14 protein-coding genes and 1 pseudogene are annotated in these 14,696 nt (G+C 40.8%); 7 read left to right on the forward strand and 8 right to left on the reverse strand.

What is annotated here, in order from left to right; translation table 11 throughout:
• Nucleotides 1-178: 178 nt before the first annotated feature.
• Nucleotides 179-1,633 (reverse strand): carbon starvation CstA family protein, encoded by a 1,455-nt coding sequence (locus LG003_RS09345; RefSeq protein ID WP_262980588.1) that lies wholly within the window; start codon nucleotides 1,631-1,633, stop codon nucleotides 179-181.
• A 156-nt stretch (nucleotides 1,634-1,789) separates the two neighbouring features.
• Between LG003_RS09345 and yihX the strand changes: the two genes are divergently transcribed.
• The 3 genes from yihX (at nucleotide 1,790) to fabY (ending at nucleotide 3,887) form a co-directional block, all read left to right on the forward strand.
• Complete coding sequence (yihX, locus tag LG003_RS09350; RefSeq protein WP_262980589.1) at nucleotides 1,790-2,416, forward strand: glucose-1-phosphatase; 627 nt, start codon at nucleotides 1,790-1,792, stop codon at nucleotides 2,414-2,416.
• Nucleotides 2,417-2,460: 44 nt separating this feature from the next.
• Nucleotides 2,461-2,898, forward strand: coding sequence for a D-aminoacyl-tRNA deacylase (dtd, locus tag LG003_RS09355; protein WP_112878920.1), 438 nt, complete (start codon nucleotides 2,461-2,463; stop codon nucleotides 2,896-2,898).
• Nucleotides 2,899-2,969: 71 nt separating this feature from the next.
• Complete coding sequence (fabY, locus tag LG003_RS09360) at nucleotides 2,970-3,887, forward strand: fatty acid biosynthesis protein FabY (protein WP_112878919.1); 918 nt, start codon at nucleotides 2,970-2,972, stop codon at nucleotides 3,885-3,887.
• A 301-nt stretch (nucleotides 3,888-4,188) separates the two neighbouring features.
• Here the strand turns inward: fabY and LG003_RS09365 are convergent, their stop codons facing one another.
• Nucleotides 4,189-4,404 (reverse strand): NUDIX hydrolase, encoded by a 216-nt coding sequence (locus LG003_RS09365; protein WP_240000847.1) that lies wholly within the window; start codon nucleotides 4,402-4,404, stop codon nucleotides 4,189-4,191.
• 170 nt (nucleotides 4,405-4,574) lie between these two features.
• Complete coding sequence (locus tag LG003_RS09370) at nucleotides 4,575-6,284, reverse strand: AsmA family protein (RefSeq protein WP_262980590.1); 1,710 nt, start codon at nucleotides 6,282-6,284, stop codon at nucleotides 4,575-4,577.
• Between the two features lie 666 nt (nucleotides 6,285-6,950).
• Here LG003_RS09370 and LG003_RS09375 point away from each other — a divergent pair.
• Nucleotides 6,951-8,504 carry a 4-hydroxyphenylacetate 3-hydroxylase family protein gene (locus tag LG003_RS09375; protein ID WP_112878917.1) on the forward strand — a complete coding sequence of 518 codons (1,554 nt, stop codon included), beginning with the start codon at nucleotides 6,951-6,953 and terminating at the stop codon, nucleotides 8,502-8,504.
• 90 nt (nucleotides 8,505-8,594) lie between these two features.
• Here LG003_RS09375 and LG003_RS09380 read toward each other — a convergent pair.
• Nucleotides 8,595-8,756 (reverse strand): annotated as a pseudogene (locus LG003_RS09380) (xanthine permease XanP); the annotation flags it as partial.
• Nucleotides 8,757-9,104: 348 nt separating this feature from the next.
• On the opposite strand from LG003_RS09380, the gene gltS reads away from it, so the two are divergent.
• Entirely contained in the window at nucleotides 9,105-10,313 is a 1,209-nt protein-coding gene (gene gltS, locus LG003_RS09385) for a sodium/glutamate symporter (RefSeq protein ID WP_262980591.1), read from the forward strand.
• A gap of 511 nt (nucleotides 10,314-10,824) precedes the next feature.
• Nucleotides 10,825-11,562 carry a class I SAM-dependent DNA methyltransferase gene (locus LG003_RS09390; protein WP_262980592.1) on the forward strand — a complete coding sequence of 246 codons (738 nt, stop codon included), beginning with the start codon at nucleotides 10,825-10,827 and terminating at the stop codon, nucleotides 11,560-11,562.
• A 348-nt stretch (nucleotides 11,563-11,910) separates the two neighbouring features.
• Here the strand turns inward: LG003_RS09390 and LG003_RS09395 are convergent, their stop codons facing one another.
• Both LG003_RS09395 and LG003_RS09400 read right to left on the reverse strand, forming a co-directional pair.
• Nucleotides 11,911-12,204 carry a type II toxin-antitoxin system RelE/ParE family toxin gene (locus tag LG003_RS09395; protein WP_112878914.1) on the reverse strand — a complete coding sequence of 98 codons (294 nt, stop codon included), beginning with the start codon at nucleotides 12,202-12,204 and terminating at the stop codon, nucleotides 11,911-11,913.
• A gap of 2 nt (nucleotides 12,205-12,206) precedes the next feature.
• Nucleotides 12,207-12,476, reverse strand: coding sequence for a type II toxin-antitoxin system Phd/YefM family antitoxin (locus LG003_RS09400; RefSeq protein ID WP_112878913.1), 270 nt, complete (start codon nucleotides 12,474-12,476; stop codon nucleotides 12,207-12,209).
• A 117-nt stretch (nucleotides 12,477-12,593) separates the two neighbouring features.
• On the opposite strand from LG003_RS09400, the gene LG003_RS09405 reads away from it, so the two are divergent.
• The gene (locus tag LG003_RS09405) at nucleotides 12,594-12,995 is read left to right on the forward strand and encodes a hypothetical protein (protein ID WP_112878912.1); all 402 of its coding nucleotides are present in this window, start codon (nucleotides 12,594-12,596) and stop codon (nucleotides 12,993-12,995) included.
• Between the two features lie 563 nt (nucleotides 12,996-13,558).
• Here the strand turns inward: LG003_RS09405 and LG003_RS09410 are convergent.
• Nucleotides 13,559-13,819, reverse strand: a complete 261-nt coding sequence (locus LG003_RS09410) for a hypothetical protein (protein WP_112878911.1) — start codon at nucleotides 13,817-13,819, stop codon at nucleotides 13,559-13,561.
• Between the two features lie 97 nt (nucleotides 13,820-13,916).
• Nucleotides 13,917-14,195, reverse strand: coding sequence for a hypothetical protein (locus LG003_RS09415; RefSeq protein WP_112878910.1), 279 nt, complete (start codon nucleotides 14,193-14,195; stop codon nucleotides 13,917-13,919).
• Nucleotides 14,196-14,696 lie beyond the last annotated feature (501 nt).

A 14,696-nucleotide genomic window follows, 5' to 3' on the forward strand; every position in this document is an offset into this window, starting at 1 on the left:
ATAACTTGCAATATGTAGACACTCATTGTTCTGGCTGTAACGCTTAAATTATCAATATCCATGTGATATCTCGTCTGATATTTTCAGGAGGAATAAATGTTTTTTATCACGGGCAATTAAAACCCCTCAACTTTTTATCGTGAGGGGCTGTTGTGATATTTAATCTCTTCTTGGGTTTTTACTCATTTAATGCTTTGGCTTTTATATTATCGGAAGCTAATTGAGAGCGGACTTTTGCAAAGAAAGCAATTGTGACAACCGCCATTGCTGCCAGGCCGATAACAACAGAGATATTCCAGTTTAGCGCAAAACCTTCTGGTGCAAATGCCAGATAGGTGAAGCACACCGCGGTCATAAACATGGCTGGTAGGGTGGTAATCCAATGGAATTTATTACGGCGCAGCAGCCATGCGGAAGCAGCCCATAACATGACCATTGCTGTGGTTTGGTTCGCCCAACCGAAATAACGCCAGATGATATTGAAATCGGTTTTGGTAATCAGATAACCGACAATAAACATTGGCACACTTAATAACAGACGTTTGGTCATTTGTTGCTGAGGGATATTCAGGAATTCAGCAATAATAAGCCGGGCAGAACGGAATGCAGTATCGCCAGAAGTAATTGGCAAAATCACCACACCGAGGATTGCCAGAATACCGCCGACAGTACCTAACAGAGACGTGGACACTTCGTGAACAACCAGAGAGGCCGTACCTTGATCAATCACGGCCTGTAATGCGTTAGTATCTTCATAGAAGCTCAGGCCCAATGTACACCAGATTAGCGCGATAATACCTTCACCAATCATTGCGCCGTAGAAAACGAAACGGCCATTTTTTTCATTCCGCATACAACGTGCCATCAGCGGAGATTGAGTGGCGTGGAAACCTGAAATAGCGCCACAAGCAATCGTGACAAACAGCAATGGCCAGACAGGCAGATCTTTCGGGTTAAAGTTAGTGGTGAAATCCAATCCTTGTGAATAGAAAGGCTTATCGCTCATCGCTAAACCGACCATCAGCGCAACAGACATAAACAGCAGCAATGCACCAAACAGTGGGTAAAGGCGACCGATGATTTTATCAATAGGCACCAGCGTTGCGAGAATATAGTAAGCAAAGATAACACCGACCCAGATAGCAATGTTATCCCAACCCATTGCCTCTTTCAGCAAGTTATTCAGTAAGCCGGCTGGACTCAAAACAAAGACGACTCCAACTAGCATCAGCAGAATAACAGCAAATATGTTCATGAAATGCTTCATGGTTTTGCCCAGTTCGTTACCAACGATAACGGGCACGGATGCACCGCTGGCACGCACACTGAGCATACCGGAGAAGTAATCGTGTACTGCACCGGCAAAGATACAGCCGAATACAATCCACAGCATGGCAAGCGGGCCATAGAGGGCGCCAAGAATTGGGCCGAAAATAGGACCAACGCCGGCAATATTTAGTAACTGAATTAACCAAACTTTTGGGGTGGACATAGCAACGTAATCAACACCATCAGCCATAGAAAGAGCAGGGGTTTTTCTTTCTGGTCGAATAGTGAATATCTTTTCGACAATCTTGCCATATATGAAATATCCAGCCAGAAGAAGGCCGATACAGAGGAGGAACCACAACATAACTATAACACCTTACTCGACTTTTTTAATCTGGATGCTACTTTATCGTTTCGTAAGAAAAATACCGTGAAGTAATTCGCTTTTTACTTGTCCGTACTGTTTTCTCATTGAAAATACGATTAAAGTAAAAAGTTATTAATTAGCCAGGGGGTAATTATGTTATATATCTTCGATATGGGTAATGTGATTATTGAGATTGATTTTAAAAGAGTTTTAGCGGTATGGAGTAATTTGAGCGGGACACCTCTTGCGACTTTGACTAAAAGTTTCTCTATGGGAGAAACGTTTGAAAAACATGAGCGTGGTCAAATTACTGATCTGGAATTCGCTGATACTTTATGTCAGGAAATGAATATTTCACTCAGTTTTGAGCAGTTTGCTGCTGGATGGCATGCTATCTTTATTAATATTCGACCTGAAGTCATTCAGATAATGAAGAAATTACGTGAGGAGGGACACCGGGTTGTGGTGTTATCCAACACAAACCGTTTGCACCTGGATTACTGGCCACATAATTATCCTGAAATTGCAGCATCCGCTGATTACCTCTATTTGTCGCAGGATTTGGCAATGCGTAAACCTGAACCGGATATTTTCAAATATGTGCTTGAGACAGAAGGTTTTTCACCGGATCAGACGGTGTTTTTTGACGATGTGCTGGAAAATGTGGAAGCAGCCAGTGCGTTAGGGATCAATAGCGTTCATGTTGTTAATAGGCAGACAGTGCCAGATTATTTCGAGGCAAGCGGTTTTTCTGAACAAAATGAGGGATTGAACGGATAACAAAGGATAGTGTGCTGATGCTATTATTTGAGTAAAGGAAAAATATGATCGCGTTAATCCAGCGGGTAACACAGGCAAATGTTGTTGTTAAGAACGAAGTGGTTGGGGAAATTGGTCACGGCCTGCTGGTGTTGCTAGGTGTTGAGAAAGGAGATGATCAACAGAAAGCAAAACGGTTGTGTGAGAAGGTGATAGGGTATCGGATATTCAGTGATGAACAGGACAAAATGAACTTGAACGTCCAACAAATCGGAGGCAGTTTGTTAGTTGTCTCCCAGTTTACACTGGCTGCCGATACTCAAAAGGGCATGCGACCCAGTTTTTCCGGTGGTGCCGCCCCAGATAAGGCCGACGAATTATATCGCTATTTTGTTGAACTATGCCGCCAAAGTGGTGTAAAAACAGAAATCGGGCGGTTTGCGGCCGATATGAAAGTCAGCCTGACAAACGATGGGCCAGTCACTTTCTGGTTGCAGGTCTAGCAACCAAAAATAGCCAGTAGAACGCAACCATCCCCGATTAACATCATGAGCAAAAGAAAGGGGCAGTTTCTATGTATCATCTGCGAGTACCTGAAACAGAACAAGAACTGGAAGCATATTATCGATTTCGTTGGGAAATGTTGCGTAAGCCATTGCATCAGCCTGTAGGCTCTGAGAAAGATGGTTACGACACGATGGCTCATCATCAGATGGTTGTGGATGAGAAAGGGAACCCGGTGGCGGTAGGGCGTTTATATATCAATGCGGATAGTGAAGGGGCAATCCGCTTTCTGGCAGTGCATCCCAACATGCAAGGTAGAGGGTTAGGAAAATTAATCGCAATGGCTTTGGAATCTGTTGCCCGTCAGGAGGGTGTTAAACGGGTAGTATGCAGTGCTCGTGAACATGCGGTGGAGTTTTTCAGTAAATTGGGGTTTGAAAACCGTGGGCTAATTGCTAGCCCACAAACGACACCCATTCGCCATTTTCTGATGATAAAGCCGGTTGCAACACTTGATGATATTCTTCACCGGCCAGATTGGTGCAACGAACTGCAACAGGCTTGGTACAAACATATTCCCCTCAGTGAAAAAATGGGGGTACGAATTTCTCAATATACCGGTCAGAGCTTTATTACCACCATGCCGGAAGCCGGTAATCAAAATCCTCACCAAACTATCTTTGCTGGCAGTCTGTTTTCTCTGGCAACCCTGACCGGTTGGGGATTGATCTGGCTGTTGTTACAGGAACGTCAACTAGGTGGTGATATCATTCTGGCTGATGCCGATATCCGTTACAAAAAACCGGTTGTTGGCAGGCCAAAATCTGTTGCCGATCTTAAAAATATGAGCGGCGATTTGGCTCGTTTGGCACAAGGCAGTAAAGCGAGAGTGAAATTGGATGTGATTGTTAGCGGTGATCAGGGAATCGGTGCGGTATTTACGGGTACCTATATGGTATTGCCAAATGCTTATACGGCTATCGCTTAGATTTCTCAGTGGCATTAAATATGCCACTGGGGATTTTTCATATCATCAGTAGCAATAATAAGAGTCGTTTTTATAAAATTAAGCTTCGTTGAGTACACGCAGCATAAAATCATCAAGTTTAGTGCGGAAATTGGCTATATTGCTCCATATATATTGAGTGTGTTCAGGAGAAAGCTTAACTTCACCTGTGCATATGACATTAAAATTTACTTGAAGGCATAGAGTCTGCTTAATAGAATATTCCACCGCGCTGAGAAAACCAATAACATTATCAAGAAGCAGTCCGGTCTCTTCTTCTATTTCACGAGATAGTTATTTCACGAGATAGTGCTTGTAATAGATTTTCTCCTTTTTCTACACCGCCGGAAGGAATTTCCCAGAGATTAGGCGGGGATTCATCAGGCGCTCGTTGTAAGAACAGAATATGGCTATTTTGGTCTCTGATGATGCCGCCGACAACAATACGGTCATAATTTTGCAGTTTGTTTTCAATGGCTTCAGGCAGTATACACGTCATTTTTTGTACCTTGTTACAACTTCATTGGTGAAATTTAATTGCGTTTTTAATGTCATCGATATTAGTGTGGTTTTTCGGCTGATACTGATCGGAGATTTTATTAATGGATTGAAATAGAAAATAACTATTATAAGGTTGAGTCGGGCACATAGGTACCCGAATATTCGTTACTATAGCTTAACAACCGGACAAGTTTCACAGTTTGGTGTGGATATTTGCCCCTTATTAATGACTTGAGTTTCGCTGCCTGATTGTTTATCCGTGGCAGTCAATGAACCATCGATAGTACTTTTAATATCATCAGCAGCAAGATCTCCCTGTATTAACAGCGTGAAATTGCCTTTACCCTGTAATTTCAACGGCACCCACCGCCATTGAGGCAAAATCGCTAAATCTGCATCTATTCCCCGGAAATCTAAAGTAAATGGCTTCTGTACCTGTTGATCTACTGTACCTTTCACTTTTAGTAATCCATCATCAACAGAGGCATCTAATTGGTCGAGGATCAGTTTATTTCCCTCTGTATGTAATTTAAGGTAAGGGCGACGTAATTCAACTTTGTTAAATGTTGCGCTGGTGGCATTTAGATTTGAAGAACCACGCCAGATTCCCCATTTCCCTTCTTTCAGTAATTCCATGTCATAGATATAACCACTGAGGGCAGTAAGTTGGAATGGAAAATCGGGGTTAATATCAATTAACAAGCTGTTGCTAATTGTCAGCTCGTTAATGGAAAATCCGGATATCCATTTAGGCAATGATTTTTTCAGCAACTGATGCCAGTTTTGTGGCAAGGTATAAGTTAAACCGGCAACCGTTGCATTGGTGATGTTGAATTGTTTTGTTTGGTGATTCCATTGCCCTTTGACGTGGAATAATCCCTTTTCCCAACGGGAAGTGAGATTGGAAATAGTGAGTTCATTGCCTGTAAGAAGAAGGTGACCAATAACATCGGTGAAATGAAGATCATTTAGCGTAGTATCCATAACGTTGAAATCAATAATGCCCTCTTTTGCCTGCCAGTTGCCGTTAGCCAAACCGACATTTTTTACTGAGATATCCAAATAGTTAGCAGACCAGTTTTTACCTTCCAGCTTGGCATTAGTCAGGCTTAGATCTTTGATGCTGACTGCGGGTAATTTGCTTGCTTTTAGCAATAATGCTTCAAGTGTCATTGGCGTTTGCCAACGAATATTGCTAATAAGCAAATTATCCCATTGCCAGCTACCATCAGGCAGACGTTGCCCATTGCCTGATACCGCACCCTGTGCCAATGTTGCACCAAATGAACGGAGAGTGAGGGTATTTTGCTGGTTATCTCCTCGTATAATGACTTTTTCGAGAGAAATATCATTGAAATTCAGTTTATCAGCGCTGAATTGAAATTCCCCATTCCCTGCCAACGTATTTGATTGTGGGTTCCAGGGGGTGATACCGCCAGTGATGTTTTGCCCTTGAATTTGCCAGCTTGCATTTTCTGACTGAATAGCCATCTGATTAAGTTGTAGAATGTTGGCGCTAAAAGGCAAGGATTGTTGCTGGCCTTTGATTGTTAATTGGCCCTGTTGCAATAACAGACGATGAAAATGACGCGGGGAAGTAAGTTGCTGCCAGTTGAAATCGAATGCGACAACTTGAGCTGCTAAAATGAAAGTCTGTTGCTGATTGCTAATGACAATATTGGAAAATGCCAGGGTGCCCGGTTGTGACCAGTTATGTTCGATATTGCCTATTTGAACCCGATAACGGCTGTGATGACTCAACCATTGACTAAGCTGATGTGTTCCCCAATTTGTTTGCATCACGACATAAACAGTGATTACTGCCAGTATTACCAGTAATAACAGAGTAACCAGCGATTTTCCTAACCATCTCATCATCAGACTCCAATTTAATCGGCTTATAGCTTCCTTTTATGCCGTAATTTTTGTGTTCACTCAAGAGATGGTGAATAAAAGTTATGAGCGAGGAGAAATTATTATTTGTAACATTTGTATAATTTAACAATAGAAATACCAATAAGTCACTATACCCGTCATCCTTCATGGCTGCACTCACTCACCCCGGTCATATAGTTATCTATGCTCCCGGGGATTCATTCCCTTGCCGTCGCGATGCAACTTGAAATCCATAGGGTATATATTAGTTGTTATTTATAATAATTTCAGGATATGAAATGAGGGAAATAATCAATTATTCGTTATCGTTTTATTCTATTAAAATAAACTTCTGGGATTAGTCTTTGATTAATTGTATTTTTGTTTTTTGTGCTAAGTGTTTATTAATGACTTGGCATGTTTGTATTAATTTGTTAATAATTATATTGTGTGATTAATATAATTATTAAATCTATATTTTATTGCATGACAATATAGCCAATGACATCTGAATGAATTAATGTATTAGTGGATGGTTGTAAATGGAATAATGGTATTTTTTTCGTCATTCCTTTCTATTCCTTTCTCAATTTGATTGATGCTTGAAATAACACTGCATAGTTTATTTTCACCCATCTTCTGGTAAATAAATAATGTAAGGAATCTTCTATGTCAGAAAATATGAAACAAAAATCGTCGGATGAAGGTAATATCCGCACAACCCGCCCACTTAATGGAAAGGAATTTCTGGATGGGCTAAATGATGGTCGGGAAGTCTGGGCTTATGGTGAACGTATTCACGATGTTGTCAACCATCCTGCTTTTCAAAATCCGGCCCGAGCTGTTGCGAAACTCTACGACGCTTTGCACGATCCTGCTTATCGTGACGTACTGACCACGGCGACAGATACGGGGAGTTGTGGTGTAACACATCCTTTTTTCCGTATACCGCGCTCACAGCAAGATTTAATTGCTGATCGTGATGCTATTGCCGCGTGGGCTCGCATGAGTTATGGCTGGTTGGGTAGAAGCCCTGATTATAAGGCTTCGTTTCTTACCTCGCTCGGCGTAAAACCGGAAATTTATGGTGATTTTGCTGATAATGCAAAAAACTGGTATATCCGTTCGCAGGAGAGCGTGTTTTACTGGAATCACTCGATTATTAATCCGCCAATAGATCGTCATTTATCACCTGATGAAATTGGGGATATTTGTATTCATGTTGAAAAAGAATGTGATGATGGATTAATTGTCAGCGGCGCTAAAGTTGTTGCCACAGGATCGGCGATTAGTCACTACAACTTTATTGGTCATTACGGTTTACCAATAAAGAAACGGGAATTTGCGTTGGTCTTTACCTTGCCGATGAATACCCCGGGAGTGAAATTAATTTGTCGTCCTTCTTACGCAATGGCAGCTGATAAAATGGGCAGTCCTTTTGATTATCCGCTCTCGTCCCGATTTGATGAGAACGATACGATAATGATTCTGGATAAAGTGAAGGTTCCTTGGGAAAACATATTTATCTATGGAGATGTGGATAAAGTTTCGTTATTTTTTGCTGAATCGGGTTATTTTCATCGGGCTATGTTGCATGGTGTGACTCGATTGGCGGTTAAACTTGATTTTCTTTCTGGATTGCTTATTAAGGGTGTTGAAGCTACGGGTACGAAGGATTTTCGTGGCGTGCAAGCACGGGTTGGTGAAGTATTGTCATGGCGTAATATGTTTTGGGCGCTCAGTGATGCGATGATTAAATCTCCGGAGCCTTGGCGTGGAGATGCCTTATTGCCTCGGTACGAATATGGGATAGCTTATCGTTGGTTTATGACGTTGGGTTACCCGCGGGTAAAAGAAATTATTGAACAGGATCTGGGCAGTGCCTTGATTTATATTAACTCTCATGCCCGCGATTTTTCCAACCCGGAATTGTCTCCTTATCTTGATAAATACATGCGTGGCTCCAATGGTTATAGTGCAGTTGAGCGAGTCAAGCTCATGAAACTGATTTGGGACTCTATCGGTACGGAATTCGCTGGCAGGCATGAATTATACGAGCGCAATTATTCCGGCAACCATGAAGCTATCAGGGTCGATGTGTTATTGGCTTCTCAAGCCACGGGCTTAGTGGATCAATTGAAAGGGTTTGCTGAGCAGTGTATGAGTGAATACGATCTTGATGGTTGGGTTGGTAATGATTTTGTTTGGCCTTCCAACCGCTAGGAGATAAATCATCATCACGCGCGATGATGATGAAATATACGTGCGTGATGAGTTGATTATGTGTAACCCGATATCAGATTTATAGGAAGATTATTTCTCCTGAGGAAATACCAGATTAAGAGTGATGGCTGTCAGACCACCGGCAGCAATACCGGAAGAGAGTAAAGTTTTCAGCCAATCAGGAGTGAACTGTAAAATTAGCGGTTGTTGAGCAACGCCCATACCAACCGCTAAAGATAGCGCGATAATCTTCACACCCTCCGAAGAGCGGGGTTTTACGGCGCACCGGATAAATCAATTCACTAGCTGGTTTTTTCGGGGGTATTGTTTCAGCCTGTTCAGGGGATGAGGTGAGCATGGTGTGAAATTCCGGACTGACAAAGAACGCATTTTAATGATCAATGGTGTAAAGGCAATCGTTTGCGTAAAAATTCTGTTCGTTGCCATGATTCGCTTTGGTCACATTTTTATATGTTTTAACTTGTGTTTGTTGCAGATTTTTTTTCTAATCCAGCGTTGCCTGCTTTTGGCGTTTTCTAAAGGATGAGTATAACGTCGTAATAACTTACATAATTTTAACAATATAGCTGGGGTACATAGATGTATCATCTTGATGTTTATGGCACGCTTGTGGCGTCCGCATTAGTACTATTACTTGGGCGCAAACTTGTACAATCAGTCCCATTTCTTGAAAAATACACCATTCCTGAGCCGGTCGCCGGTGGCCTGTTAGTTGCTCTGATTCTTTTAGCTGTTAAACAAACAATAGGTTGGGAAATCAGCTTTGATTTGTCTCTTAAAGACCCTTTGATGCTAACTTTCTTTGCCACTATCGGCTTGAATGCCAATCTTGCCAGCCTGAAAGCGGGTGGTAAGGTCTTGCTCACATTTGTCTTCGTCGTTGTTGGCTTGTTGCTGGTTCAGAACACGGTGGGTATCGCCCTGGCTGAACTGTTAGGTCTGGACCCATTAATGGGCTTACTGGCGGGTTCTGTTACCCTATCTGGTGGTCATGGTACCGGTGCCGCTTGGGGTAAACTGTTTAGTGAGCGTTATGGTTTTGAAAATGCAACAGAAGTAGCAATGGCTTGTGCGACTTTCGGTTTAGTACTGGGTGGCTTGATTGGTGGCCCGGTTGCTCGTTTTCTGGTGAGAAATACCAAAACCCCAGGCTTGAGGTCAGATGATACCGAAGTGCCAACAGCATTTGAAAAACCTTATACTGGGCGGATGATCACTGCGTTGGTCATGCTGGAAACGATCGCATTGATTGCTATCTGTCTAATGGCAGGTAATTTTGTATCTGAACTTCTGCAAGGTACATGGTTTGAATTACCGACATTCGTTTGTGTGCTGTTTATCGGAGTTATCCTCAGTAACAGTCTGTCGGTGTTAGGTTTTTACCGAGTCTTTGACCGAGCGGTTTCTGTACTGGGTAACGTAAGCCTTTCCCTGTTTCTGGCAATGGCGCTAATGAGCCTGAAATTGTGGCAGATGGCATCGCTGGCATTACCCATGCTGGTCATTCTCACTATCCAGGCCATCGTCATGGCGTTGTATGCGATTTTTGTCACTTATCGGGTGATGGGTAAAAACTATGATGCTGCGGTGCTGGCGGCGGGTCACTGTGGTTTCGGTTTAGGGGCGACACCTACCGCCATTGCGAACATGCAGGCGATTACCGATCGCTTTGGACCATCCCATGTGGCGTTTCTGGTGGTGCCGATGGTTGGCGCGTTCTTTATCGATATCGTTAATGCGATTGTGATTAAACTCTATCTGCTGTTGCCGGTATTCCCGGCGGTGTAGAGTAAATTAGCAAGATACTGCACCAACTGAATAGCTGGTGCAGTATTGTTTGATATACCCGTATAAAATCCGTTGATCGTTCAGGGGAGTCCATATAAAGGCATAACGACGGGTCATTGTCATTTTTCTATTGTTTAACGCTGAGATTATTCTAATTTCAACAATTGATGATACGACATAATTATTATAAGAATAATAGTTTCCACAAAACACATCATAGGTATTTTATATTTATTTTCCTCCTTATATTTATCCGAAAATTAACCAATATTAAAAAATCATATCTAATTCATCACTAACGTATTAATATAGATAACGTTTCATGATTTTGCTATGCGTTATTTTGCTAACCAATTGTTATATATGGAATCGTGAGTGATGTAAGATGTGGTACTATTTTGGAATCTTATTTATAATAAGAGAAAAATTTTCAGTAATTATTAATTCATACTAAGTAATATATCTCTTCGATACATAAAGTATTTTGGCCTTTAGCTAAGGATAAAAAAACATGAAAGATAACACTTTATATGGCCCTATTGCACATCTTTACGAGAGCTTTTCAGATGCTACTGACCATATCAAAGTAGAAATCAGAACTATCTTCAATCTGGCAGGAGATATACACGGGAAATCAGTGTTAGATTTAGCCTGTGGATATGGCCTCTTTAGTCGAGAATACAAAAATCGTGGTGCGTCAAAAGTCATTGGAGTTGATATATCAGATAACATGATAGCGATTGCGAAAAGCAAATCACAACAATACGGTGACGATATCGAATTTCACGTAAGAGATGTCTGCAAGATGGAGTCATTTGGCAAGTTTGACATAGTTAATGCAGCTTGGTTATTTTGCCATGCAGAATCTATTGAAGACCTTGAAACTATGTTCCGTGTCATTGCTGCTCATCTCAAGCCTTCCGGTAAACTAATTGCGTATACCTTTGAACCTGATTATCGATTAGAGAAAGGGAATTATGAGAATTATTGTATAAAAATTCTGAGTGAAGAGCCGGTGAAAGACACCACTCTCCTGAAAGCTGAATTTCTTACCACACCACCTAGCCCTTTCACTATGTATCGTTGGAGTCGTGAACAATATCAAGCAGCGATCCAAAAGGCAGGGTTCAAACAATTTAAATGGCAAAAACCAATGCTGTTACAAAGCGATATTGAGGCTCATCCCCCAGGTTTTTGGGATGATTATCAACGAAATTGCCTTGATACAGCTCTTGTTTGTCAGGTTTAACGAGATAATCCCCGATATCTGTTGTCTTTCCTATACAAATCCCCCGATGAAAATCGCGGGATTTTTTTGACTTTCCCTCGTCCTGCTAAACAACTCTTCCTGACCTCCAGCCGGGATTCTGGTGAGAAAGTCAGGGTTTGGTAGGCGGCCATGTGCTGAGCTGCATAGCGTACAGAGAGCATAAAATCTGTGGGGTATGTGTCCGGTGAGAACCGGATGAAATAGTTCGACAACTCAGGTTTCTGAGGAAAACGGCGCTCGGGTAATTCACTCAAACATCTGATAAAAAAGTTTAACTGCTTATTTTATTGCGAATTAAATAAAGTATCCCATGTTTTATGCTCTTCATTATAGATGGTTATGTGGATCTTGCGTCTGATGCAACACCGCCAACACTTCAATACCAGTCGGAACTTCCCGGTAGTAAATAATGTGGCTCTCTACGGGGAAACTCAGCACACCAAAATAAAGATCGTCACTGCGATCACGGCCGGGGGATGGGTGACGATCAAGAATTTCCGTCATAGTCACACGTAACGAAGTTGAATAAGCTTCCGCGACATTCGCCCTCCATCGGCGCATAGAATAGAGTTTGATTGCACGAATATGCTCTCTGGCTTTCTTAGTAAACCGGACACTCATCCTTAAGCCTTACCCTCAAGTTCATCAACCGTCAACGGTGCAAATACATCATCAATACTATGCAATTCGCCACGATCAGCTTGTGCAATAGATTCAGCCAGAACGGCTTTTAAATTCTGTAACTTGAGCTGTGCGAACTGATCATACTCTTCAGGAGAGATAACCACGGCCACGCGCTTTCCATGCTTAGTAATTTCCACAGGTTCACGCTGAACTTTCCTAAGCAGATCACCAAACTGGTTCTTAGCTAGTTGTGCGGGAATAATTTCCATACATCACCTACCGTCTAAAAATGGCTCGAATAGCCATTATGGCTAAAAGTGTATGGAGCTACCAGTAATCAAAATAGCCAACCGCCAACCAAGATGACTTTTGGGTACTTTCGGACTATGGCGGGCAAATCCCGCCAGAAATTGCTCAATTGCAGTATTGTCAGTCTAAGTGCAACAGGCTATGCTTTCGCGGCTTTGCGGGCAAATCGTAGCGTAGTCGCTTGGGGGGATAATCTTCGAGGCGGTGAAATCCCTCCCGAAATTGCCGCATTAAAGGATGTCGCCAGTCTGAAAGCAGCAACTTATGCCTTTGCTGTCCTACGGGCAGACCGCAGTGTGGTTTCCTGGGGGGACAATGGCGGGGGTGGTATCAGCGTTCCACCCGGGATAGCCCGATTACAAGATATAGTCAGCTTGAGCGCATCAGGAAGTTCATTCTCAGTCCTGCGGGCGAATGGAGAAAGATTAGCCTGGGATGTTGGTGGCGATAATATAGTACACAGTGAATATGATGATTAATCCATTGTCATTATGAATTACTAAAAAACACGAAAAACAAGGCTGAGCCATAATACCTCGGTTCAGCCTATCGTTTATTTAATTTGAAATGTTAGCTCTCCCGCCCTGTTATTACCAAAACCACTTTTCAAATAAATATCAAAAGAAAATAACTTTACGAAATAGTTTGAAATATAAATTCTAAAAAAAATAACTCACTTTTTTATAAACAGAAAATATATTACGCCACCCTTGGTGATTCTTATTCTTTGCTTTACAGATAATCATTATAAGATTACGTTATATATTTAAGTTACATGTTTGCGTATTAATAAGAGTAGCCATAAAGATATACATCCTCTCTAAATACCCAGTCTGGAAATTCTGTCAGCGGAAGTTGATAAAACAACTGATTAATCATAAATAGGCTGGAAATATCTTTATCAGTGAAGCAGGAAAACAAGCATTACGGGCGAAAGTAGCAAACCATTGAATATAAATAGTTCAGGAATGGAGATTCCATTCCTGATGATGGTGATCTAATTGGGTCTAACACTCAATTAAATCAGATGACACATTCTCATTTATTTCTCTAAATGAGATATATTAGTGCCGCTATCTTGTACATGATCATCAAAAATAATAATAAAACTGTTCTGCGAAGCAGAATATGATTTTTCAATACCTCGCTGTATTACTGAAAATATAAAACCATGCGTATCGGATAGATCCCACACCTTTACATCTTCACAATCAAGAGCTAAATATTCCTCTCTGCCTTCCTCTCCACATTTATTAACCGAAACTTTAACCGGTTCAGTTGAGAGGTTTTTAACATAAATCATAAATCCTCCACTATGTCAATAATTAACATTTGCATTTAATTCAACAATATATGATCTGAAATTAAATTAAGAAAACTAGTGCAATAATAAAATTTTTTTAGACGGATGGTATGGAATATAAAGAATCTATTCGGCTACCGTTATTTTCAACCGAGTTATTATAAATAATTATGTAGCCATTTGATCTTATTGAATACAACAATGTAACACTATCTTTGCGTGCTACTGACATTAAAAAACCGCGCTCATCTGATCTACCCCATTGAGCCACCTCTCCTGGATTAATATCAACATATTCGTCATCACCTTCTTCACTACCCCATTTATTAATTGAAACTTTAACCACCTTATCTGAAATATTTTTAGCATAAATCATATTAAACTCTCCATTATATCAACGTAGATTTATTTAGCTCTAATTTAAAAACACCCTAATGTATACCATAATGAAATTAAGTATAGATAAAAAAACCAAAACAAAACTAATATTTGTGTGACCTCCATCAAAGTTTTATACTTCGAAAAGAAAATATTTAAAATTACATTCATTGGGTTAATAGAAACATTTACTATTTAAACTTAGTAATTCAATATTACATTGATGAAAATTTCCTATCATAGATTTACATCTATTACCATTTTTACCTTTGAGCATAACATTGCGCTAATACCGCATACACTATAACTGAATTTGATGAAAAATATCGGAACCGCCTGTTACCCCAATTAGCGGGTAAAAGACTTCGGATAGTGAAACGTCGTATCAATTAATCCGAGGTACTGGATTTAATTTTTTTAAGAAAATAATGAAAAATAGCAGATTAGAATAAGAATTTTATTTTACTTATCTTTATAATTAGATTTTTAATTCCTTCTG

This window comes from Photorhabdus kleinii, from assembly GCF_025384885.1.
Lineage (GTDB): Bacteria > Pseudomonadota > Gammaproteobacteria > Enterobacterales > Enterobacteriaceae > Photorhabdus > Photorhabdus kayaii.

Bases quoted from the DNA above. Each gene is read 5' to 3' on its own strand.
- LG003_RS09405 (WP_112878912.1), top strand. From the start codon at position 12,594: ATGGCGGGCAAATCCCGCCAGAAATTGCTCAATTGCAGTATTGTCAGT.
- LG003_RS09415 (WP_112878910.1), bottom strand. From the start codon at position 14,195: ATGATTTATGCTAAAAATATTTCAGATAAGGTGGTTAAAGTTTCAATT.
- LG003_RS09365 (WP_240000847.1), bottom strand. From the start codon at position 4,404: ATGACGTGTATACTGCCTGAAGCCATTGAAAACAAACTGCAAAATTAT.
- LG003_RS09370 (WP_262980590.1), bottom strand. From the start codon at position 6,284: ATGATGAGATGGTTAGGAAAATCGCTGGTTACTCTGTTATTACTGGTA.
- gltS (WP_262980591.1), top strand. From the start codon at position 9,105: ATGTATCATCTTGATGTTTATGGCACGCTTGTGGCGTCCGCATTAGTA.
- LG003_RS09400 (WP_112878913.1), bottom strand. From the start codon at position 12,476: ATGGAAATTATTCCCGCACAACTAGCTAAGAACCAGTTTGGTGATCTG.
- dtd (WP_112878920.1), top strand. From the start codon at position 2,461: ATGATCGCGTTAATCCAGCGGGTAACACAGGCAAATGTTGTTGTTAAG.
- LG003_RS09345 (WP_262980588.1), bottom strand. From the start codon at position 1,633: ATGTTGTGGTTCCTCCTCTGTATCGGCCTTCTTCTGGCTGGATATTTC.
- yihX (WP_262980589.1), top strand. From the start codon at position 1,790: ATGTTATATATCTTCGATATGGGTAATGTGATTATTGAGATTGATTTT.
- LG003_RS09375 (WP_112878917.1), top strand. From the start codon at position 6,951: ATGTCAGAAAATATGAAACAAAAATCGTCGGATGAAGGTAATATCCGC.
- LG003_RS09390 (WP_262980592.1), top strand. From the start codon at position 10,825: ATGAAAGATAACACTTTATATGGCCCTATTGCACATCTTTACGAGAGC.
- fabY (WP_112878919.1), top strand. From the start codon at position 2,970: ATGTATCATCTGCGAGTACCTGAAACAGAACAAGAACTGGAAGCATAT.
- LG003_RS09410 (WP_112878911.1), bottom strand. From the start codon at position 13,819: ATGATTTATGTTAAAAACCTCTCAACTGAACCGGTTAAAGTTTCGGTT.
- LG003_RS09395 (WP_112878914.1), bottom strand. From the start codon at position 12,204: ATGAGTGTCCGGTTTACTAAGAAAGCCAGAGAGCATATTCGTGCAATC.